22 protein-coding genes and 1 tRNA gene are annotated in these 18,217 nt (G+C 71.3%); 15 read left to right on the forward strand and 8 right to left on the reverse strand.

The window, feature by feature from the left end; genetic code table 11:
* The first annotated feature begins 230 nt into the window (after nt 1–230).
* Nucleotides 231–1,082 (forward strand): helix-turn-helix transcriptional regulator, encoded by an 852-nt coding sequence (locus tag ACIA5F_RS05110; protein WP_399349256.1) that lies wholly within the window; start codon nt 231–233, stop codon nt 1,080–1,082.
* Nucleotides 1,083–1,316, forward strand: a complete 234-nt coding sequence (locus ACIA5F_RS05115; protein WP_399349258.1) for a DUF397 domain-containing protein — start codon at nt 1,083–1,085, stop codon at nt 1,314–1,316.
* Here ACIA5F_RS05115 and ACIA5F_RS05120 read toward each other — a convergent pair.
* Entirely contained in the window at nt 1,300–2,520 is a 1,221-nt protein-coding gene (locus ACIA5F_RS05120) for a helix-turn-helix domain-containing protein (protein WP_399349260.1), read from the reverse strand. The genes ACIA5F_RS05115 and ACIA5F_RS05120 overlap by 17 nt on opposite strands.
* A 185-nt stretch (nt 2,521–2,705) precedes the next feature.
* Between ACIA5F_RS05120 and ACIA5F_RS05125 the strand changes: the two genes are divergently transcribed.
* The 5 genes from ACIA5F_RS05125 to ACIA5F_RS05145 all read left to right on the forward strand — a co-directional run bounded on the left by ACIA5F_RS05125 (nt 2,706) and on the right by ACIA5F_RS05145 (nt 5,856).
* Entirely contained in the window at nt 2,706–2,843 is a 138-nt protein-coding gene (locus tag ACIA5F_RS05125; protein ID WP_399349262.1) for an albusnodin family lasso peptide, read from the forward strand.
* Between the two features lie 91 nt (nt 2,844–2,934).
* The gene (locus ACIA5F_RS05130) at nt 2,935–4,617 is read left to right on the forward strand and encodes an albusnodin/ikarugamycin family macrolactam cyclase (protein WP_399349264.1); all 1,683 of its coding nucleotides are present in this window, start codon (nt 2,935–2,937) and stop codon (nt 4,615–4,617) included.
* Nucleotides 4,614–5,069 (forward strand): hypothetical protein, encoded by a 456-nt coding sequence (locus tag ACIA5F_RS05135; protein WP_399349613.1) that lies wholly within the window; start codon nt 4,614–4,616, stop codon nt 5,067–5,069. The genes ACIA5F_RS05130 and ACIA5F_RS05135 overlap by 4 nt, the downstream gene beginning before the upstream one ends.
* A complete protein-coding gene (locus tag ACIA5F_RS05140) occupies nt 4,985–5,245 on the forward strand; it encodes a lasso peptide biosynthesis B2 protein (RefSeq protein WP_399349266.1) in 261 nt (86 codons plus the stop codon). Before ACIA5F_RS05135 ends, ACIA5F_RS05140 begins: the two co-directional genes overlap by 85 nt.
* Complete coding sequence (locus ACIA5F_RS05145) at nt 5,242–5,856, forward strand: GNAT family N-acetyltransferase (RefSeq protein WP_399349268.1); 615 nt, start codon at nt 5,242–5,244, stop codon at nt 5,854–5,856. The genes ACIA5F_RS05140 and ACIA5F_RS05145 overlap by 4 nt, the downstream gene beginning before the upstream one ends.
* A 93-nt stretch (nt 5,857–5,949) precedes the next feature.
* Here the strand turns inward: ACIA5F_RS05145 and ACIA5F_RS05150 are convergent, their stop codons facing one another.
* The gene (locus ACIA5F_RS05150; RefSeq protein WP_399349270.1) at nt 5,950–7,554 is read right to left on the reverse strand and encodes a beta-N-acetylhexosaminidase; all 1,605 of its coding nucleotides are present in this window, start codon (nt 7,552–7,554) and stop codon (nt 5,950–5,952) included.
* Nucleotides 7,555–7,605: 51 nt separating this feature from the next.
* Here ACIA5F_RS05150 and ACIA5F_RS05155 point away from each other — a divergent pair, with 51 nt between their 5' ends.
* From ACIA5F_RS05155 to glmS, 3 genes are all read left to right on the forward strand, one after another.
* Complete coding sequence (locus tag ACIA5F_RS05155) at nt 7,606–8,502, forward strand: DUF4429 domain-containing protein (RefSeq protein ID WP_399349272.1); 897 nt, start codon at nt 7,606–7,608, stop codon at nt 8,500–8,502.
* A gap of 206 nt (nt 8,503–8,708) precedes the next feature.
* Nucleotides 8,709–8,984 carry a hypothetical protein gene (locus ACIA5F_RS05160; protein ID WP_399349274.1) on the forward strand — a complete coding sequence of 92 codons (276 nt, stop codon included), beginning with the start codon at nt 8,709–8,711 and terminating at the stop codon, nt 8,982–8,984.
* Between the two features lie 35 nt (nt 8,985–9,019).
* Nucleotides 9,020–10,837, forward strand: a complete 1,818-nt coding sequence (glmS, locus tag ACIA5F_RS05165) for a glutamine--fructose-6-phosphate transaminase (isomerizing) (RefSeq protein ID WP_399349276.1) — start codon at nt 9,020–9,022, stop codon at nt 10,835–10,837.
* A 96-nt stretch (nt 10,838–10,933) separates the two neighbouring features.
* Here glmS and ACIA5F_RS05170 read toward each other — a convergent pair whose 3' ends face one another.
* Genes ACIA5F_RS05170 through ACIA5F_RS05180 form a run of 3 tightly spaced genes read right to left on the reverse strand, consistent with a single transcriptional unit; the run spans nt 10,934 to nt 12,204 of the window.
* Nucleotides 10,934–11,125, reverse strand: coding sequence for a hypothetical protein (locus ACIA5F_RS05170; protein WP_399349278.1), 192 nt, complete (start codon nt 11,123–11,125; stop codon nt 10,934–10,936).
* A 25-nt stretch (nt 11,126–11,150) separates the two neighbouring features.
* On the reverse strand, nt 11,151–11,342 hold the full coding sequence (locus tag ACIA5F_RS05175) for a hypothetical protein (RefSeq protein ID WP_399349280.1): 192 nt from the start codon (nt 11,340–11,342) through the stop codon (nt 11,151–11,153).
* 10 nt (nt 11,343–11,352) lie between these two features.
* Entirely contained in the window at nt 11,353–12,204 is an 852-nt protein-coding gene (locus ACIA5F_RS05180) for a helix-turn-helix domain-containing protein (RefSeq protein ID WP_399349282.1), read from the reverse strand.
* 202 nt (nt 12,205–12,406) lie between these two features.
* Between ACIA5F_RS05180 and ACIA5F_RS05185 the strand changes: the two genes are divergently transcribed.
* Nucleotides 12,407–12,898, forward strand: coding sequence for an ATP-binding protein (locus ACIA5F_RS05185; RefSeq protein WP_399349284.1), 492 nt, complete (start codon nt 12,407–12,409; stop codon nt 12,896–12,898).
* A gap of 136 nt (nt 12,899–13,034) precedes the next feature.
* Here the strand turns inward: ACIA5F_RS05185 and ACIA5F_RS05190 are convergent, their stop codons facing one another.
* Nucleotides 13,035–13,613, reverse strand: coding sequence for a GPR1/FUN34/YaaH family transporter (locus ACIA5F_RS05190; protein WP_399349286.1), 579 nt, complete (start codon nt 13,611–13,613; stop codon nt 13,035–13,037).
* A 99-nt stretch (nt 13,614–13,712) separates the two neighbouring features.
* Nucleotides 13,713–14,246, reverse strand: coding sequence for a universal stress protein (locus ACIA5F_RS05195; protein WP_399349288.1), 534 nt, complete (start codon nt 14,244–14,246; stop codon nt 13,713–13,715).
* A gap of 451 nt (nt 14,247–14,697) precedes the next feature.
* Between ACIA5F_RS05195 and ACIA5F_RS05200 the strand changes: the two genes are divergently transcribed.
* From ACIA5F_RS05200 to ACIA5F_RS05215, 4 genes are all read left to right on the forward strand, one after another.
* Complete coding sequence (locus tag ACIA5F_RS05200; RefSeq protein WP_399349290.1) at nt 14,698–15,081, forward strand: hypothetical protein; 384 nt, start codon at nt 14,698–14,700, stop codon at nt 15,079–15,081.
* Nucleotides 15,082–15,457: 376 nt separating this feature from the next.
* On the forward strand, nt 15,458–16,618 hold the full coding sequence (locus ACIA5F_RS05205) for a helix-turn-helix domain-containing protein (RefSeq protein ID WP_399349292.1): 1,161 nt from the start codon (nt 15,458–15,460) through the stop codon (nt 16,616–16,618).
* Nucleotides 16,619–16,706: 88 nt separating this feature from the next.
* A complete protein-coding gene (gene orn / locus ACIA5F_RS05210; RefSeq protein ID WP_399349294.1) occupies nt 16,707–17,309 on the forward strand; it encodes an oligoribonuclease in 603 nt (200 codons plus the stop codon).
* Nucleotides 17,310–17,415: 106 nt separating this feature from the next.
* Nucleotides 17,416–17,488, forward strand: a tRNA-His gene (locus ACIA5F_RS05215).
* A gap of 82 nt (nt 17,489–17,570) precedes the next feature.
* Here the strand turns inward: ACIA5F_RS05215 and ACIA5F_RS05220 are convergent.
* Nucleotides 17,571–18,212 (reverse strand): disulfide bond formation protein B, encoded by a 642-nt coding sequence (locus ACIA5F_RS05220; protein ID WP_399349296.1) that lies wholly within the window; start codon nt 18,210–18,212, stop codon nt 17,571–17,573.
* Nucleotides 18,213–18,217: the final 5 nt, after the last annotated feature.

Here is an 18,217-nt window from a genome sequence, read left to right on the forward strand (position 1 = left end):
GACGCTCCTCGTAAGCGTTGGCCACGCCCCCGGACCGTTCGCGCGGTCGCGGGGGTCCTCTCGTCTGAGCACATGACAGCCATCACCCTTTGTCGCCAGCAGCAACTTTGAGTGACGCAAGGCCCAGCCTGCTCTGCTCACACGCGTTCCGCAAGCGGCTCTTTGGAAATGGTTCCATGATCTTTTGCGCGAGGTAGTCTCTGGCGCATACGCCCAGTTGGGAGAGTTCAATGTCCGTTGGTAGGCCACCAGTTCGACGTCGTCGCCTCTCGGCGCTCCTCATCAAGTTCCGCGAGGAAGCCGGCAGGACGACCGACGACGCGGCCGAACGGATCGGCTGCCACCGAACGAAGATCAACCGGATCGAGAACGCCCGATTGGGCATCTCCCTCGGCGAGCTGCGCGATCTGCTCACCTTCTACGGCGTCACGAGCGACACCCAGATCGAGGAGATGGTGGCACTCGCCGGGAAGGGGCGGCCTCCTGGCTGGGTGCAACGAGTAGTTGCGACACGCGAGTCCTACTCCGACTTCATCAGTTACGAGGAAACAGCCCGCTCCATCCGCTCACTCCAGACGATCTTGATCGCGGGACTGTTGCAGACGCCGGACTACGCGCGAGCTGCGATTGGCTCCGTGCAGCCGCTGCTCTCCCGCGAGCAGGCCGATGCCTTGGTGACGGCACGACTGGAACGACAGGCACTCCTTCACCGTCCCGAGCCGCCGCGCTTCTCGGTCATCCAGCACGAGGCCGCGCTCCGTATGGAGGTGGGCGGCCGTCTGGTCATGGGGCAGCAGCTCGACCACTTGGTCCGCATGTCGGAGAGTCCGGCCATCGAGCTGCGTGTGGTCTCCAACCAGGCCGGTGCCAGCGCGGCACTGTTCGGGCCCTTCGTCTTGTTCGACTTCGCCAATCCGGCGTTCCCGGACGTCGTATGCCTTGAGCACCGGACGGGGACGGTCTTTCTGGAGTCCCCGGAAGAGACCGAGGAGTACACGCCGATCTTCGATCTGCTCCGTCAAGTCGCGCTGAGCCCGGACGCCAGCCGGGAACTGATCACTTCCGTACGCAAGGACATGTAGATGCAGACCGAAACGACGCCCCACATGAACACCGCCGATCCACGAAACACCACTTGGCGCAAAAGCAGCTACAGCGGCGTGGGCGGCGACTGCGTCGAGGTGGCGGAGACCGCCGACGGCGGGCGGGCCGTACGCGACAGCAAGGACACCGCCCGCACCGGCCTCCGGTGCACCGCACCCGCCTGGGCCGCCTTCCTCCACGGAGTGACGGGCTGGATCAGTCCGCTGCGGTAAGGGCGTCGACCAGCAGCCTCCCTTGTGGGGCGCCTCCGCGGAGCAGCAGAGCGGCCACCTTGTGGAGCTCCCCCCAGGCGTGGGGGCGGCCGATCTCGGCAGCGTCCGCCAGGATGCCGAGCGCGGCGTCCAGCGCGGCGTCGGCCTCGCCCGCCCCGGCGAACGCGTGGGCGAGGCAGGCCCCGTACCAGGCTCGGTCGCGGCGGAACTCGGGCGCGAACCCGGCCAGCCCTACGGTGAGGTCATCGACTGCGGCCCGCCAGTCGCCGAGGTGCAGGTCTGCCATGCCCCGCTGCGCGGCGAACCAGTGCGGCCCGTAGAAGTACAGCCAGGGCGGGTTGTCGGTCGCGCCGCTGATGATCCGCTGCGCTTCGTCGAGCCTGCGGTGAGCGGCTGTCCGGTCGCCGTCGAGGGCGTAGCCGCGTCCGGCCATCTGCACCGCCATCGCCCGGGTGGCTGTCGACGCTCCCGGCGTGCCCGCTGCTGCCTCGCCGAGCCGGACGCATCGCCGCCCGTTGCCCTGCGACCAGGCGAGGTGTGCCTTCATGCTCATGGTCGTGGCCGCCATGTCGCCGTGTCCGGACTCCAGCGCCCAGTCGTAGGAGCGGTCGAACCAGCCGAGCGCCACCGGCGCCCGGTCCTGGTCCTGCGCCATCCACGCGAGGAACTGGGCGTACTCGGCCAGCAGCTTGACCAGACGGTCGGCGACCGCGCCACGGGCCTGCCCGTACAGACCCGCCACCGCCTCGAACTGGGCCAGGACAACACCGTTCATGACCCGCGAACCGAGGGTGTCCTCGGCCCGGCGGTGCTCCGCGAGCAGCCGTTCCATGGCGGCCAGCGACGGCACGTCCAGCCGCAGACCTGCGCCGATGGCCGCCAGCCGGCCGGTCTCCGGGTCGGCGACGACACCAGGCAGCACGAGGGACGGCAGCGGCAGGACAGCCGGAATGCTGTCCGCCAGTAGTTCGGCGGGTACGCCCAGGCCCTTGATGATGCGCTGCCGCACCTCGACCGAGGTGACCGCCCGGCGCCGGTTCTCGATCGCCGACACGTCCGACTGCGCCAGGCCGACGAGCGCGCCCAGCTCGCTCTGGGAGGAGCGGGTCAGCGTCCGCCACGTCTTCAACACCGCTGCCCAGTCCCCGCCCGCCGCGGCGGCACGCAGGTCGGGATGGGCCCATACATCCGGCTGGGAGTCCATCCCCGAAATATAGGCCGGTCCTATAGGCCACTGCGGTGGCCTCGGCCAACAGCCGTCTGCGAGCGTGGAGTTCATCGACCGCCACGCACTCCTCAGCCCTTGTCAGGTGCGTGCGCGGCCAGATGCCCGTGCCACATTCCGCATGGGCCGTTCCATCCCGACGAACGCAGAGAAGAGGGAGTGAGATGAACGAGCCGGAGAACACGAAGGGTTCGGAGAACGTGGCCGAACTGCCCGCCGTGATCGACCTGGGTGACGCGGCCACGCTGACCCAGGGTTCCACCAGCAGCAGCGTGGAGGGCAAGCAGACGCCGTACAACTGATGTCCCCGCGTAGCTGATGCACCAGGCGGCGGCCTCCGTCAGGGGCCGCCGCTCTGCGTTCCGCACCTCGATCAGATGAGAGGAAGGTCGGATGCGTTGGTTTGGAGGGTGCGCGCCTGGCGGACCCGCCGTGTTGCCCGCCGGGGCGCGGCTGGTGTGGGGCGAGCCGCCGTTGTGGGCAGTCGGCCCGTCACCGGAGCAGCAGGTGAGGGTGGTGGAGAGTCCCTGCGGATTCCGGTTCGCCGTGTTCGGTCCCTGCGCGGCCGACGAGGATGCGCTGGCCCGTGCGGCGGCGACGCCGGACCTGGCACGTGCGGTAACCGGGTGGGCGGGTTCCTTCGTGGTGGCGAGGGTTGCCCCCTCCGGGGCGTTGGAAGTGCTGAGTGATGCGGCGTCGGCGCTCCCGCTCTTCACCGTGCGGACACCGGGTGGTGTGGTCTGGGGTTCGTCGTCGCTGGCCCTGTCGTCCCTGGCCGGTGGGCGGGTGGACACCGAGTGGCTGCACTCGTTCCTGCTGGACCGGCAAACGCCGCTTGCGGGGCGTAGCTCCTGGGCCGGGGTGGTACCGGTTCCGGCAGGGCACCGGCTGCTGCTCGGTGAGGGAGGAGCCATGGCGGTGACGTCCTGGTGGACGCCGTCGCGCCGCTCGTACGACGCGGCCGTCCCGCTGGTGGCGACCGCCCTCGGCGAGGGAGTACGGTCCCGGGCGGACGGGGTCGCCGTGTCCTCGGACGTGGCGGGCATCGATTCCACCTCGGTGGCGGTGCTCGCCGCACGGCACGGACCGGTCCTCGGGCTGACGGCCCACCCCGAAGGGATCTCCGAAGGCGGCGACCTGCGATTCGCGCGGGCGCTGGCACTGGCGGTACCGGGGCTGGAGCACCTTCCGTTCCCGCTCCACCCCGAGCACCTGGCGTTCAGCCCGGCGAAAGTGCGGCTGCCCGCGACGGATGAACCGGCGCCCTCGTCCGGGCTGTGGGCCATGCTCTCCGCCCAGCTGCTGAACGTCGCCGGACGTGGGTCGGTCCGCCACCTGACGGGAGACGGGGGCGACAACTTGTTCATGGCACCGCCCGTACATCTGGTCGATCTGGCGCGGCGGTGGCGGCTCCTGCGGCTGGGGCAGGATGCGCTGGCATGGTCGCAGTTGAGGAGGGTCAGCCCCTGGCCGTTGGTCGGGGCGGCCCTCACGCGCTCGGTGTCCCAGCTGTACCGGCCGTGGCTGGTGAGGCCGCCATGGCTCCTCGGCCCAGCCGGCGCTCCTCCCCCTTCGCCGAAGGACGCGGACGCGGTGCTGATCGCGGATGTCCGCGGCGCGGCGCGCAGTGCCTACGCGGACGTGCAGTTGGCGGACGCCCTGGGGGTGGAGCTGCACCATCCCTACTTCGACGGGGCGCTGTTGGACGCGGTGGTCTCGGTACCGTCCTGGGAGCGGTTCTCCGTACATCGGTACAAGCCGCTGCTGGTCGACGCGGTGGGCCCGGTTCTGCCCGAGGCACACCGGGGGCGCGCGGCGAAGGGAGTGTTCGCCGGGGACTTCCACCGTGGAGTACGGGCGAACCTGCCCGGTCTGCTGACCTCGGCGGACGGCCGACTGGCAGGCATGGGGCTGATCGATCCGGGTCCGTTGCGGGTGGCGCTGCACGGTGTGGCCTTGGGAGCCAGGTCGGTATGGCCGCCCCTGCTGGCCGCGCTGGTCGCCGAGATGTGGCTGGAGGCGGTCGAATCCGCGAAGTCGACGCTCTGGGCGCCGGTCGGGAAGGTCGCGCGATGAGCGAGGACGTGGTGGCGGTGATGCTGCCGGCCTCCTGTGCGCTGATCAACTATCGGACCGGCCGCACCGAGCTGCGGGCCGCCCTCCCTGCCGGTCGGCATCTTCCCGTGGGCGCCGTGGTGGTGGAGCATCTGGAGGAGATCCCCTCATGGGGAACCATCGAGGTGACGGCAGCGCTCACCCGGCCGCCTTCGGCCCCGTGGGCGTGGAGGCTGGCAGCTCTGCCCGTGCTTGCGGCAACGGCCGCCGTGGCCGCCACCGGGGACCGCGCGGGGAAGTTCCACCGGCTCGTTCGACTGGCCTGCATCGGCCGCTCGCTGCCTCCCGCCGGCCGGCCTCGGACTCAGGCGGCGGTGCACGCTGTGCGGTGGGCGTCCCGGATGATGCCCGCCGGTGGGCCTGTCTGGAACAGTCCGTCGCGGCAGCCTTGCTCCTCGCCGTCACCGGGGTGAGGGGCGAGTGGCGGCACGGGGTCGCCGGAGACCCGGTGCGACTGCACGCATGGATCGTTGACCGGAACGGGTGTCCGGTGGACGAACCCCCGGACACCGCCCTGTATGCCGTGACGTACACGCCGGACGGACCGGGCCCCGCTCGCCGGGGACCGGGAAGGAGGACGACAGGATGAGCGAACCGAAGGTGCTGCTGCGCGGGAACCGGCTCGGCCTGGGCCAGCCACGCCGTGAGATGCTGCCCGAATACCACCGCTGGGAGAACGACCCCGGAACGGTCCTCGGGTACGGCAACCAGTTCCCACAGGCGTGGGAGACCCGCGAGGCCGGTTGGACCGGTCAGCGCGGGAACCACAACTATCCGCAGTTCGAGGTGGTGCGGCTGGATGACATGAAGCCCATCGGCATCACCACACTCATGGTGAACACCTTCGTCCGGACTGCCGAGTTCGTCATCGTCCTGGCCCCGGAGGCACGCGGGAAGGGCTACGCCATCGAGGCGACCCGCTTGACACTCGACTGGGCCTTCCACCTCGGCGCCCTCCGCATGGTGTGGCTGAAGGTCCTCGCACCGAACGAGGCCGGGATCGCCGCGTACGAGAAGGCCGGGTTCCAACGGTCGGGCAGGCTGCGTCAGTCCGGGTTCTGGCTCGGCCGACCGGTGGACGAGCTCCTGATGGACGCCCTGCCCGCAGACCTCCCCGGACCGTCTGCCGTGGCGGCGCACCTCGACGCCGAGAACACCGAGAACACCGACCGGGCGGCCGTCTCCACCCAGGACACCTGACCATCAGCAGCCTCAGCCCCCACCACTCACCAAGTGGGGGCGGGGCTGCGCGTTCGCAACGGGTCAGCCGTTGGGGTCGCGGGTGAGGGGGGCCTACCCCCAGGGGACGTCCGGGGCGCGGTGGAAGGAGATGTTCTGGGCGTCCAGGCGGGGGGCCTGGGCGGACAGGCGTTGGCGGTAGGTGTTCCAGCCCAGCGCGCCCTTCGGGGACCAGCCCAGTTCGGCGAGGCCGAGAATCCTCGGGAACGCCATCTGTTCCAGCTCCGCGCGGGTGCCGATCCGCTCCGTCCACAGGGCCGCCTCCACGCCGAGGACCGCCGACTCCTCCACCCCGGCCAGGTAGGCGCCCGGGTCCCAGTCGTAGGCCCGGCGCACCGGCACGTACCCGGCCCACTTCGTGCCCGGCGCGGTCTCCTTGGCGTACTTCATGTCCAGGTAGAGCCGGTCCGCCGGGGAGAGGATCAGCCGGTGGCCCGCCTTCGCGGCCGTGGTCACCGCCGCCTTCTCCGCCGCCGGGGTCCTGTCGTGGCCCCAGTACTGGATCACCGCGCCCGGGACGGGCCGCGCCGCCGTGAGCTGGTGCCAGGCGACCACCGTCTTGCCGTGGCGCCCCACCACCTGCTGGGCCCGGTCCATGAAGGCCGCGTAGTCGGCCGCCGGGGTCGCGTGGGCCTCGTCGCCGCCGATGTGCAGGTAGCGGCCCGGTGTCAGCTCCGCCAGCTCGCCGAGCACGTCCGCGACGAACTCGTACGTCCGCTCCTTGCCGACGCACAGCGAGCTGAACCCGACCTCGATCCCGGTGTAGCGGGCGGGGGCCTTCCCGTCGCAGTTGAGTTCGGGGTACGAGGCGAGGGCCGCGTTGGTGTGGCCCGGCATGTCGATCTCGGGGACCACGTCGACGTAGCGCTCGGAGGCGTAGGCCACCAGCTCCCGGTAGTCGTCCTTGGACCAGTACCCGCCCGGCCCGCCACCGGCCTCGCTCGCGCCGCCGTACTCCGTCAGCTTCGGCCACGAGTCGATCGCCAGGCGCCAGCCCTGGTCGTCGGTCAGGTGCAGGTGCAGCGTGTTGATCTTGTACTGGACGAGCTGGTCGATGTACCGCTTCGTCTGCTCGACGGTGAAGAAGTGCCGCGCGATGTCGAGCAGGGCGCCCCGGTAGGCGAACCTCGGCGCGTCGGTGACCGTACCGCCCGGGACCGTCCCCGGACCGGCCACCGGCACCAGCTGCCGCAGCGTCTGGCCCCCGTGGAAGAGGCCCGCCGGGGTCCGCGCGGTGAGGGTGATCCCGTCCGCGCCGGTCTCCAGCCGGTACCCCTCCTCCCCCACGTCCCGGGCCTCCCCGTCGAGCCGGAGCCGGATGCCGTCCCCCTCTGCTCCGTCGACCACCGGCAGCGGCAGCCCGCTCGGCCCCCGCAACTGCTCCGCGAGGAGCTCGCCGACGCGCCGGACCTCCTCCGGCGAGCCGGGGCCGGAACCGGGGCCGGTACGGATGACCGTGCCCGGCCCGAAGGCGTAACCGGCGCCCCGGGCGCGGGCGGAGACCGGGGCGGGCAGCAGCCGTTCGTAGGGGGCGAGGGTGACGGGGCGTTCGTCGCCGGGCCGGGCGTCGTCGCTCCGGGCGGCGGTGCAGGAGGCGGTGCTGGAGGCGACCGCGCCGAGGACGAGGAGGGTGCCGAGCGTGCGGCGCAGGACTCTCATGGCCCAGGTATAGACCAACAGGCCCGTCATGGCCGATGCAAGAATCACCGGATGGCGGAAATCATCCAGAAGGACGGCACATGGACCTTCGACGGGGACACGGTGCGCATCGTGCCGGGCCGCGACAAGGGGGTGGGCCTGCTGCGCCAGAACCTCGGCGAGGTCGCCGTCCCCCTGCGCGCGGTGGCCGGGATCAGCCACGAACCGGGCCGCAAGGCGGGCCGGCTGCGGCTGCGCCTGCGTGACGGCGCCGACCCGCTGCTCCAGGTGACCGCCGGGCGGCTGCCCGAGGCCTCGGACCCGTACCGGCTCACCGTGGAACCGGACCGGACCGGGGTGGCCGAGTACTTCGTGGACGCGGTCCGCAACGCCCTGCTGCTGGAGCAAGTGGAGCCGGGCCCCTCGGACGCGTACCTGCTGCCCGGGCCCTCCGTGCCGATCACGGTGGGCGCGGGCGACGGGACGGCGGCCTTCGACGGGGACCGGGTGAGCCTGGAGTGGAACTGGACGACGGAGGAGGCCAAGCGCTCCGGCGGCCCGCGCGCCTTCCGCGTCGGGGAGGTGCGGGCGGTGGAGTGGTTCCCGTCCAAGGGGCTGGAGAACGGGTGGCTCCGCTTCACCCTGGCGGGCGCCCCGCCGGCGCCCCCGCCCAAGTACGACCCGCACGCGGTGGAGCTGTTCGGCTTCAAGAAGGACCCGCTGATGGCGCTGGTCGCGGCGGCCGTGGCGGTACGGATGCCCCACCCGGCGGCCTCGTCCGCCGCCGCGCCGCCACCCGTCCCGGAGCTGGCGGCCGGTCCCGCCGCACCGGCCGCCGGAGCGGAGCCGCCCGAGGACCCGGACGCCCTGCTGCGCCGCCTGCGCGAGCTGGGCGAACTGCACCAGGCGGGCATCTTGACGGCCGAGGAGTTCACGGCGGCCAAGCAGGCGGTCCTGCGCCGCTTCTGAACGGTCCCGTACTGATTCTGATCGGTCCCGTGCCGTTCCTGAACGGCCCTGCGCCGCTTCTGAACGGCCCTGCGCCGCTTCTGAACGGCGGGGCGGGGAGAAGCATGGGGGAGAAAAGAACAGCTCCCTGGTCCAGACCAGCGTGATCCTGCCCGATATCGGGCAGGATCTTTGCGTTCCACCCCCTGGCCCGTCACTATCTACGAGTGCTCGACCGCCGCCCGTCGCATGACGACCTCGTCGACCACCTGGTGCGCAGCACCGCGCTCCAGCGCGGTGAGGCCGCCCGGGTGGTGCTCGACGTCCTCGCCTACTTCGACGAGACGACCGAGGAATTCGTGCGCCGCCGCCACCGCGAGCTCCAGGCCCGTGGCGCGGTCAACGCGGAGATCTTCGAGCGCGTCGCGGCCGAACTGCCGCACCGCGCCGTGGCGCCACCGGAGCTCTCGCTCCGGCAGCTGCGCCGCATCGTCTACGGCTGAGCCGAGCGACCGAACCTCAGGAGGGGCAGGACCGTATGTGCGGAATCGTGGGTTACATCGGCAGGCGTGACGTGGCACCGCTGCTGCTGGAGGGGCTCCAGCGGCTGGAGTACCGGGGCTACGACTCGGCGGGCATCGTCGTCAGCAGCCCGAAGTCCGGCGCGCTGAAGATGGTCAAGGCCAAGGGCCGGGTCCGGGAGCTGGAGGCGCGCGTACCCAAGCGGTTCGCGGGCACCACCGGCATCGCCCACACCCGCTGGGCCACCCACGGCGCCCCCAGCGACCGCAACGCGCACCCGCACCTGGACGCGGAGGGCAAGGTCGCCGTCGTCCACAACGGCATCATCGACAACGCCTCCGCGCTGCGCGCCCGGCTGGAGTCCGAGGGCGTGGTCTTCGCCTCCGAGACCGACACCGAGGTCCTCGTCCACCTCGTCGCCCGTTCCGGGGCCGACTCCCTGGAGGAGAAGGTCCGCGAGGCGCTCAAGGTCGTCGAGGGCACCTACGGCATCGCCGTCATGCACGCGGACTTCGCCGACCGCATCGTCGTCGCCCGCAACGGCTCCCCGGTCGTGCTGGGCATCGGCGAGAAGGAGATGTTCGTCGCCTCCGACGTCGCCGCGCTGGTCGCCCACACCCGCCAGGTCGTCACCCTCGACGACGGCGAGATGGCCACCTTGAAGGCCGACGACTTCCGCACGTACACCACGAGCGGGACGACGACCACCGCCACGCCGGAGACCGTGGAGTGGGAGGCGGCCTCGTACGACATGGGCGGCCACGACACCTACATGCACAAGGAGATCTCCGAGCAGCCCGACGCGGTGGACCGCGCGCTGCGCGGCCGGATCGACGACCGTTTCTCCACCGTGCACCTGGGCGGCCTGAACCTGGACCCGCGCGAGGCGCGTTCCATCCGCCGGGTCAAGATCCTGGGCTGCGGCACCTCGTACCACGCGGGGCTCATCGGCGCGGGCCTGATCGAGGGCCTGGCCCGCATCCCGGCGGACGCCGAACCCGCCTCCGAGTTCCGCTACCGCAACCCGGTCGTGGACCCCGACACCCTCTACATCGCGGTCTCGCAGTCCGGTGAGACGTACGACGTGCTCGCGGCCGTCCAGGAGCTCAAGCGCAAGGGAGCCCGCGTCCTGGGCGTGGTCAACGTGGTGGGCTCCGCCATCGCCCGCGAGGCCGACGGCGGGGTGTACGTGCACGCCGGGCCCGAGGTCTGCGTGGTCTCCACCAAGTGCTTCACCAACACGGTCGTGGCCTTCGCGCTGCTCGCCGTGCACCTGGGCCGTATCCGGGACCTGTCCGTCACCGACGGGAAGCGGATCATCGAGGGCCTGCGCAGGCTGCCCGCGCAGATCCAGGAGATCCTGGCGCGGGAGGACGAGATCGAAAAGCTGGCGGCCGAGTACGCCGAGGCCAAGTCGATGATGTTCATCGGCCGGGTCCGCGGCTACCCGGTGGCCCTGGAGGCCTCCCTCAAGCTCAAGGAGATCTCCTACATCCACGCCGAGGCGTACCCGGCCTCCGAGCTCAAGCACGGCCCGCTCGCGCTGATCGAGCCGGCGATGCCCACGGTCGCGATCGTCCCCGACGACGACCTGCTGGAGAAGAACCGGGCGGCGCTGGAGGAGATCAAGGCCCGCAGCGGCCGCATCCTCGCGGTGGCCCACCGCGAGCAGGAGAAGGCGGACCACACGATCCTGGTCCCCAAGAACGAGGACGAGCTCGACCCGATCCTGATGGGCGTCCCCCTCCAGCTCCTCGCCTACCACACGGCCCTTCACCTGGGCCGCGACATCGACAAGCCCCGCAACCTGGCCAAGTCGGTCACGGTCGAATAGCCCGACTCCTCCACATGACGGCGGCCCCCGGGATGCACTTCCCGGGGGCCGCCGCGCGTCCGCGAACCTCAGAACACGGACCTCGGAACACGGACCTCAGAGCAGGTGGTCGGCCTTCCCTGCCTTGATCTCCCGGATGAGCGCCTGGAGCGCCCCGGCGCTGTCGGTCAGGTACACGTCCTCCTGCCCGGCGACGGCGATGTAACTGTTCCCGTCCCCGTCCGTCCCGAAGCGGTAGCAGTTGTTCCCCTCGCCGCAGAAGGCGTCTTCCCAATCGATGGCGTTCATGGTTCTCCTCAGAGATCGCATGTGGTCAGAGCAGGTGATCGGCTTTGCCGGCCTTGATGTCCCGGATCAGGGAGCGCAACGCGTCACCGTTGTCGGTCAGGTACACGTCCTCCTGCCCGGCGACGGCGATGTAACTGTTCCCGTCCCCGTCCGTCCCGAAGCGGTAGCAGTTGTTTCCTTCGGCACAGAAGGCGTCTTCCCAGTCGATGTCTGACATGGCGGGCTCCTCAGAGTTGGCGGGCGATGTCGTGCATGAAGTCGCGCGAGGCCGTCTCGTCGAGGGTGCGCTCATCCATCCAGCGCAGGTGCGCGTCATACTTCGACAACTGTGCCTCGGCATGGGTGAATTCCGGGCCGTGGGCGGAATCAAGCTGCACGGTGTCCAGTTGGGGCACCGCCCCGTGGGCGTACAGCACCGCGTGCCCGGCTCCGGGAAACGCTCCCGCGTCCACCTTCAGCACGCGCAATGTGATGTTGGGCCGCTCCGTCGCCTCACAGAGATACGCCAGTTGGGCGCGGGTCGCACGGCGGCCACCGAACTGCATCCGTACGGCGGCCTCGTGCACATAGCCGACGTACTCACGGGCACCCTCGCCCTCCAGGACCTGCTGCCGCATGAGGCGGTGCGCCACCCGCAGCTCGACCTCGGACTGCGGCAGCGGCGGGATGGCGGAATCGAACACGGCCCGCGCGTAGTCGCTCAGGTGCAGAAGGCCCGGCAGGTGCACGGTCTGCATGGTGCGCAGGCGGGTCGAGTTCCACTCCAGTTCGGCGACGTCCAGCAACCCCTGGGGCAAGGACCCCCGGTACTGCTCCCACCAGCCCCGGGCCCGGTTGGCCGCCATGCCCACCACGGCGTCGATGTACGCCGTGTCCGCGCATTCGTAGTTGCTGGCCAGTATCCGTACCCGCTCGGGCGACGCGGCCCGAACCCCCGACTCCATGTTGGACACCTTGGTGCGGTCGAGGCCCAGCAGTCCTGCCGCGTACTCGGTGGTGGCGTCGGCAGCGGTGCGCATCTTGCGCAGTTCCGCTCCGAGCCGCTTCTGGCGCTCCGTAGGCGTTGCTCTCGTCGGCATGCGGGCCAGTCTGCCCGGCCGGATGCCACGGGTCCATCTCGACAGGGGGTAATTGCCTCCTGACTGTGGCACCCGTGCCACAACATGCCCTACGGTGGGTAACGCAACGCTCACCCAAGGGAGTTGAAGCGCACCGGCTTGCCCTGCCCACCCGCAGCGCGAGCGGCACGGCCACGACTCTCCGGCCCGCAAGGAGTCAGCGATGTCCACCTTCACCACCTGTCAGACGCCCCTCGCGCCCGACCGGCCCGCCCCGGCCTCGCCCCACACCCTGAGCTACAGCCTCACCCTGCCCGGGGAGGCGTACGGGGCGGCGGTCGCCCGCAGTGCCGTCGCGGCGGCGCTGCACGCCCATCACCTCGACCCGCTCGCACAGGCGGCGGCCCAGGTGACCGGTGAGCTCGTCGCCGCCGCCTGGCGGGTCGCCCCCGGCGAGGACCACTACCTCTCCGTCCGCTACCGGGACGCATCGCTGCGGCTGATCGTCTACGACGCCCACGCCGTCCACACCCAGCCCCGCCTGGCGGGCCTCTGCGAGGCGCGCCGCCGCGCCACGCTGCGGCTGCTCGGCGCCGTCGTACGTGAATGCGGAGGCGACTGGGGCTTCGGCCCCTCCCGGGAACCCGGCGGCGGCACCCGCACCTGGGCCTCGCTCCCCCACACCGGAGCCGCCGCCTTCGGCGCCGCCGCATAGCGGACGAAGGCCCGACAGCGGCGGTTCACACGCCGGGGTCCACACGTGCCAGGGGTGCCGCCGGAATCCTCCGGTGGCACCCCTGGCGCGTACGTGCCGAACGCCGACCCGGACAATCCCGGGGCGGTCCGCCGGGTCAGCCCGGGGCGACCGCGCCGCGGCGGGAGGAGCCCGGGAGGGCCACCGGCCAGTGGGCCAGGGCCGCGGTGGCCCCGTACCAGGCCAGGAGCCCGGCGAGGGCCGCCGCCCAGCCGGCGGCCTTGCCCAGTCCGCCGGTGCCGCTGAAGGCGGCGACCGCGAGGAGGACCAGGGAGAGGGTGAACAGGCCGTAGACGGCCTGGCCGAAGAGTCCGCCCGAGGCGCCCAGGGTGAGCGTGAGCCCGAGCAGGGCGAACAGGACGAAGAACGATCCGGCGGCGTCCGCCGAGACCTTTCCGTCGGCGGCGGTGAGCCCGGCGGCCCAGGTGAACCAGAAGGCGCCGAGGCCCGCGAACGCGGTCCCGTTGAAGCCGTTGCCGCCGCGGAATTCGAGGATTCCGAGGACGAACAGGGCGAGGCCCCCGACATAGGTGGCGAGCGAGACGGAGTCGGCCGGGGTCACGCCGGCGATGACGCCGGTGTGGCCGATGCCGAAAGCGAGAAGGGTGAGCCCCAGGGCGATGTGCCCGAGGGTCGAGGTCGAGGCCGTGCTTCCCGCAGAGACGCCATTGTCCACGGCGGGCTCCCTTCGATCTGCAAGTGGTGATGCTGCCTGCCAGCAGCATTTATCTACCCTTTACAGAGGTTCACAACCGCACAATCGACGCGGGAACGGTCACGGGATGACAACGACCGGTCGCTGCGCGCGTTTGGCCAGCCGCCCCGCGACCGAGCCGAAGATCCGGCCGACGATGCCGTGCGTGGAGCCGACGACGATGGCGTCGGCCGAGTACTCCCGGCCGACCTCCTCCAGCTCGTGGCAGATGTCCCCGCCGCGCTCGACCAGGATCCACGGCACCTCCGCCAGGTAGTCCGCGCAGGCGAGCTCCAGCCCGAGCACCTCGGTGCGGTGGTCGGGGACGTCCACGAAGACGGGGGGCTCGCAGCCGGCCCACACGGTGGTGGGCAGCCGGTTGGCCACATGCACGATGATCAGACCGGAACCGGAGCGCAGGGCCATCCCGATCGCGTAGGCGAGTGCGCGTTCGCTCGACGTGGAGCCGTCGAATCCCACGACGACGCCGTGCCGGAAGGCCGGGTCGCAGGGGTGACGTGTCTGTTCCACCGCGCGCAGATCGGCGGCCGACGCGGGGTCGGCGAGGCGCTTGCGCTTGCGGTCCGCGGGTTCGGAGAATTCGTGACCGGCCATGGGTGTCTCGGCGAGAGGTCCTCGGAGGAAGCGACGGGCAACGGACGACGGGCAACAGGCAACGGGAGATATTGGCGACGCAGTGTGACGGAGTTCTGTCCGGGAAGCATCTTCCCCACCCCATACCCACCAGGGTACGGCGACACTCCCGCGGCGCGCAGGGCTTGCCGCCCCTGGAGAGCGTCCCAGGGAGCATGCCGGAGCGGGGCCGCCTTGGCAATGTCCGCTGGTCCCTACAGCCAGTGACGAGCCGGGCGGATGCCACCCGTACGCGCAGTGACCGAGTGCGCCGCGCGGCGTTGGACACGGGTCCGACCGCCCAGGAAGAGCCCGTGGGGAGTGCGCCGTGCCCGGTCATCCGGTTCACCCGGTCCAGCCCGACGGACCGGCGCGGCCCGTCCGCACGCCCCCGCGCCACGCCCCTTCCCCCCGCTCCGCCCTTCACCCGTCCGTGCGCCCCGCCACCGGCCCCCACGACGACCCCGCGGGTGACGTGGTGCGCTGGGCGGCCTTCAGCTGCCTGCTCGTGCCGGTGGTCCTCGTCGTCTACGGGACCTCCTTCGGCGGGGCCGCCGTCGCGACCCTGGGCCTCCTCGCCGTCACGGCCGCGTGCCGGGCGATGCTGCGCCACGCGGAGCGGGCGCAGCGGGCCGCCGCGCGGGAGCCGGCGCGGGCCGTCCCCCGGGGGCGCCACGCGCACGGCGGAACGCACGACGGAACGCACGGCGGGTCCGGAAGGCATCGTGGGCCCGGACCGCGCGGGCCCGCGACGGACTGCGGGGCCGGAACGCACCGCGGCTGCCACCGCTCCGGACCGGCCCCCTCTCACGACTGACCGGTTCGCACACCCACACCCGCATGTTTTCAGCCAACTTCCCGGCAGGGTACCCCCCTTGCCGGAATGTCCCCCCGACCCCGCCACCACCAGCGACGACGGCCCCTCCGGGCGCCGTCCACCCCACGGGTACTGGCCATGGCCGGTCGGCGCACTTCCCACTCGGGTAGCGGAACGGAACGCTTCCTGATCGAATGCTTTTCGCCAAGTTGCCAAGTCGACATAGCGGTGCGTGCTGAACTTGTCACGCCGACACCACGGGACGCAGTAGATTCGATCATGTATTTACGGCGGGGGAGCCACGTGCAAGGCCGAGGGGAAACGTGCAGGTGCGACCAGACCAAGGAGTCGCGACACCCAAGGGGGGCTTAGCGCCATGAGCCAGGATTCCACCGCCGTCGTCGCGGACGCGGGGCGGAAGCTCGCGGGGCGTCGCCGCAAGGAGATCGTCGCGGTGCTGCTCTTCAGCGGCGGACCGATCTTCGAGAGTTCCATCCCGCTGTCCGTGTTCGGCATCGACCGGCAGGACGCGGGAGTTCCACGCTATCGACTGCTCGTGTGCGCCGGGGAGGACGGTCCGCTGCGGACCACCGGCGGACTCGAACTGACCGCGCCGTACGGCCTGGAGGCGATCGCCCGAGCGGGCACCGTCGTCGTCCCGGCCTGGCGCTCCATCACCTCACCGCCGCCACCGGAGGCGCTCGACGCGCTGCGCCTGGCGCACGAGGAGGGGGCCCGGATCGTCGGACTGTGCACGGGAGCCTTCGTGCTCGCCGCCGCCGGTCTGCTGGACGGGCGGCCCGCGACGACGCACTGGATGTACGCGCCGACGCTGGCCAAGCGGTACCCGTCCGTCCACGTCGATCCGCGCGAGCTGTTCGTCGACGACGGCGACGTACTGACGTCCGCGGGCACCGCGGCCGGAATCGACCTGTGCCTGCACATCGTGCGCACGGACCACGGCAGCGAGGCGGCCGGGGCACTGGCCCGCCGGCTCGTCGTGCCGCCGCGCCGCACCGGTGGCCAGGAACGCTATCTCGACCGGTCACTTCCGGAAGAGATCGGCGCCGACCCGCTGGCCGAGGTCGTCGCCTGGGCACTGGAACACCTCCACGAGCAGTTCGACGTGGAGACGCTGGCGGCGCGCGCCTACATGAGCAGGCGCACCTTCGACCGGCGGTTCCGCTCCCTGACCGGCAGCGCGCCGCTCCAGTGGCTGATCACCCAGCGGGTGCTCCAGGCACAGCGGCTGCTGGAGACCTCCGACTACTCGGTCGACGAGGTCGCCGGGCGGTGCGGGTTCCGCTCGCCGGTCGCCCTGCGCGGGCACTTCCGGCGGCAGCTGGGGTCCTCCCCGGCCGCCTACCGCTCCGCCTACCGGGCCCGCCGGCCGCAGGCCGACGTCTCCCAGTCGTCCGAGGTCCCGGTTCCGCACCCGCGCACCCCGCAGCCCCAGCGGGCGGCGGCGGCCCTGGCCGCGGCCGGCCAGACGGTCACCGACCTGTACGGGGGCCGCGTCCTGCGGGAACACGCCTAGGGCCTAGGGCCCCCGCCACGGGCACAGCGGTACGGAGGTCCCCCACCGGTCACCACCGAGGGGGGACCTTCCGCATAAGGTGGGACGCATGAACGACCGCATGGTGTGGATCGACTGCGAGATGACCGGGCTCTCGTTGACGGACGACGCACTTATCGAGGTGGCCGCACTGGTCACCGACTCGGAGCTCAACGTGCTCGGCGAAGGCGTGGACATCGTGATCCGCCCGCCGGACGCGGCCCTGGAGACCATGCCGGACGTGGTGCGCGAGATGCACACCGCCTCCGGCCTGCTCGACGAACTGGCCGGCGGGACCACCCTCGCGGACGCCGAGGCACAGGTCCTCGCGTACGTACGGGAACATGTCAAGGAGCCGCGCAAGGCTCCGCTCTGCGGGAACTCGGTCGGTACCGACCGCGGCTTCCTGCTGCGCGACATGGCCGCGCTGGAGGGCTACCTGCACTACCGGATCGTGGACGTGTCCTCGGTCAAGGAGCTGGCCCGCCGCTGGTACCCGCGGGCGTACTTCAACAGCCCGCCGAAGAACGGCAACCACCGGGCGCTCGCGGACATCAAGGACTCCATCACCGAGCTGCGCTACTACCGGGAGGCGGTCTTCGTGCCGCAGCCCGGACCGGACTCGGAGACGGCGCGGACCATCGCCGCCAAGCACGTCGTGACCGGCGAGTAGGGCCGGGCGGCACCTTCCGGGGACGGGCCCGGGAAAAGGAGGGAGCGAGCACCCCTCCGGACCCTGTACGCTTTTCTTCGGCCGGTCGGTTTTCCGACCGGACATGGTGGGTGTAGCTCAGCTGGTAGAGCACCTGGTTGTGGTCCAGGTGGCCGCGGGTTCAAGTCCCGTCACTCACCCTGAACCGGGAGGCCCCGGTCCGCTTCGGCGGGCCGGGGCCTCCCGCGTTTCCCGGTCCGCCCATCCCGGCCGGGGTGGGGATCAGCCCAGAATCCCGATGTCGTGGAAGAACTGGTACCGCACCGGGTTGTCCGGCAGGAACCAGTGGAAGCCCGCCTCGAAGAAGACGGCCACCAGGTTCACGGCGATGACCAGGCCCAGGAACCACACGGCGAAGAGCCCCACCGAGCGGTGCGGCCCCGGGCCGGTCGCCGGGACCCCGCGGTCCGCCGTCGTGTGGGCGAAGGCCAGCGCGGTGCCGACGGCGACCACCGCCGCCTGGAAGAGAATCCAGGCCCAGACGTACAGGTGGAGGCCGAACGCCTCGCTCCCGTACCCCTGGTCGCCCGGCAGGATGTGCAGCATCGTCTGGCGCCAGGCCGCGAAGGAACCACCGGTCACCGCGACCAGCGACAGACCCCAGCCCATCATGTAGTCGCGGCCCGTCACCACGCCGTCCGCCAGCGCCGTGCGGATGATGTGGACCGCGCCGACCGCCGCCAGCAGCATGAACATCCGCTGCACGACGCAGAGCGGGCACGGGTGCTCCCAGAGCCCGAACTGGTAGAAGAGACCCCCGCAGACGACACCCGACCAGCCGATGACGAAGAAGCACGCGAACCAGTACTGGACCCGCCCCAGCAGACCGCCCTCCGGCGGCGCCCCGGTCAGGAGGCTGTGCATCACGG

Origin of the sequence: Streptomyces sp. NPDC051567 (assembly GCF_044454165.1) — a bacterium.
Taxonomy (GTDB): domain Bacteria; phylum Actinomycetota; class Actinomycetes; order Streptomycetales; family Streptomycetaceae; genus Streptomyces.

Coding starts and splice junctions, on each gene's coding strand:
- ACIA5F_RS05110 (WP_399349256.1), top strand. CDS start 231: ATGTCCGTTGGTAGGCCACCAGTTCGACGTCGTCGCCTCTCGGCGCTC.
- ACIA5F_RS05115 (WP_399349258.1), top strand. CDS start 1,083: ATGCAGACCGAAACGACGCCCCACATGAACACCGCCGATCCACGAAAC.
- ACIA5F_RS05120 (WP_399349260.1), bottom strand. CDS start 2,520: ATGGACTCCCAGCCGGATGTATGGGCCCATCCCGACCTGCGTGCCGCC.
- ACIA5F_RS05125 (WP_399349262.1), top strand. CDS start 2,706: ATGAACGAGCCGGAGAACACGAAGGGTTCGGAGAACGTGGCCGAACTG.
- ACIA5F_RS05130 (WP_399349264.1), top strand. CDS start 2,935: ATGCGTTGGTTTGGAGGGTGCGCGCCTGGCGGACCCGCCGTGTTGCCC.
- ACIA5F_RS05135 (WP_399349613.1), top strand. CDS start 4,614: ATGAGCGAGGACGTGGTGGCGGTGATGCTGCCGGCCTCCTGTGCGCTG.
- ACIA5F_RS05145 (WP_399349268.1), top strand. CDS start 5,242: ATGAGCGAACCGAAGGTGCTGCTGCGCGGGAACCGGCTCGGCCTGGGC.
- ACIA5F_RS05150 (WP_399349270.1), bottom strand. CDS start 7,554: ATGAGAGTCCTGCGCCGCACGCTCGGCACCCTCCTCGTCCTCGGCGCG.
- ACIA5F_RS05155 (WP_399349272.1), top strand. CDS start 7,606: ATGGCGGAAATCATCCAGAAGGACGGCACATGGACCTTCGACGGGGAC.
- glmS (WP_399349276.1), top strand. CDS start 9,020: ATGTGCGGAATCGTGGGTTACATCGGCAGGCGTGACGTGGCACCGCTG.
- ACIA5F_RS05170 (WP_399349278.1), bottom strand. CDS start 11,125: ATGAACGCCATCGATTGGGAAGACGCCTTCTGCGGCGAGGGGAACAAC.
- ACIA5F_RS05175 (WP_399349280.1), bottom strand. CDS start 11,342: ATGTCAGACATCGACTGGGAAGACGCCTTCTGTGCCGAAGGAAACAAC.
- ACIA5F_RS05180 (WP_399349282.1), bottom strand. CDS start 12,204: ATGCCGACGAGAGCAACGCCTACGGAGCGCCAGAAGCGGCTCGGAGCG.
- ACIA5F_RS05185 (WP_399349284.1), top strand. CDS start 12,407: ATGTCCACCTTCACCACCTGTCAGACGCCCCTCGCGCCCGACCGGCCC.
- ACIA5F_RS05195 (WP_399349288.1), bottom strand. CDS start 14,246: ATGGCCGGTCACGAATTCTCCGAACCCGCGGACCGCAAGCGCAAGCGC.
- ACIA5F_RS05205 (WP_399349292.1), top strand. CDS start 15,458: ATGAGCCAGGATTCCACCGCCGTCGTCGCGGACGCGGGGCGGAAGCTC.
- orn (WP_399349294.1), top strand. CDS start 16,707: ATGAACGACCGCATGGTGTGGATCGACTGCGAGATGACCGGGCTCTCG.
- ACIA5F_RS05220 (WP_399349296.1), bottom strand. CDS start 18,212: ATGCACAGCCTCCTGACCGGGGCGCCGCCGGAGGGCGGTCTGCTGGGG.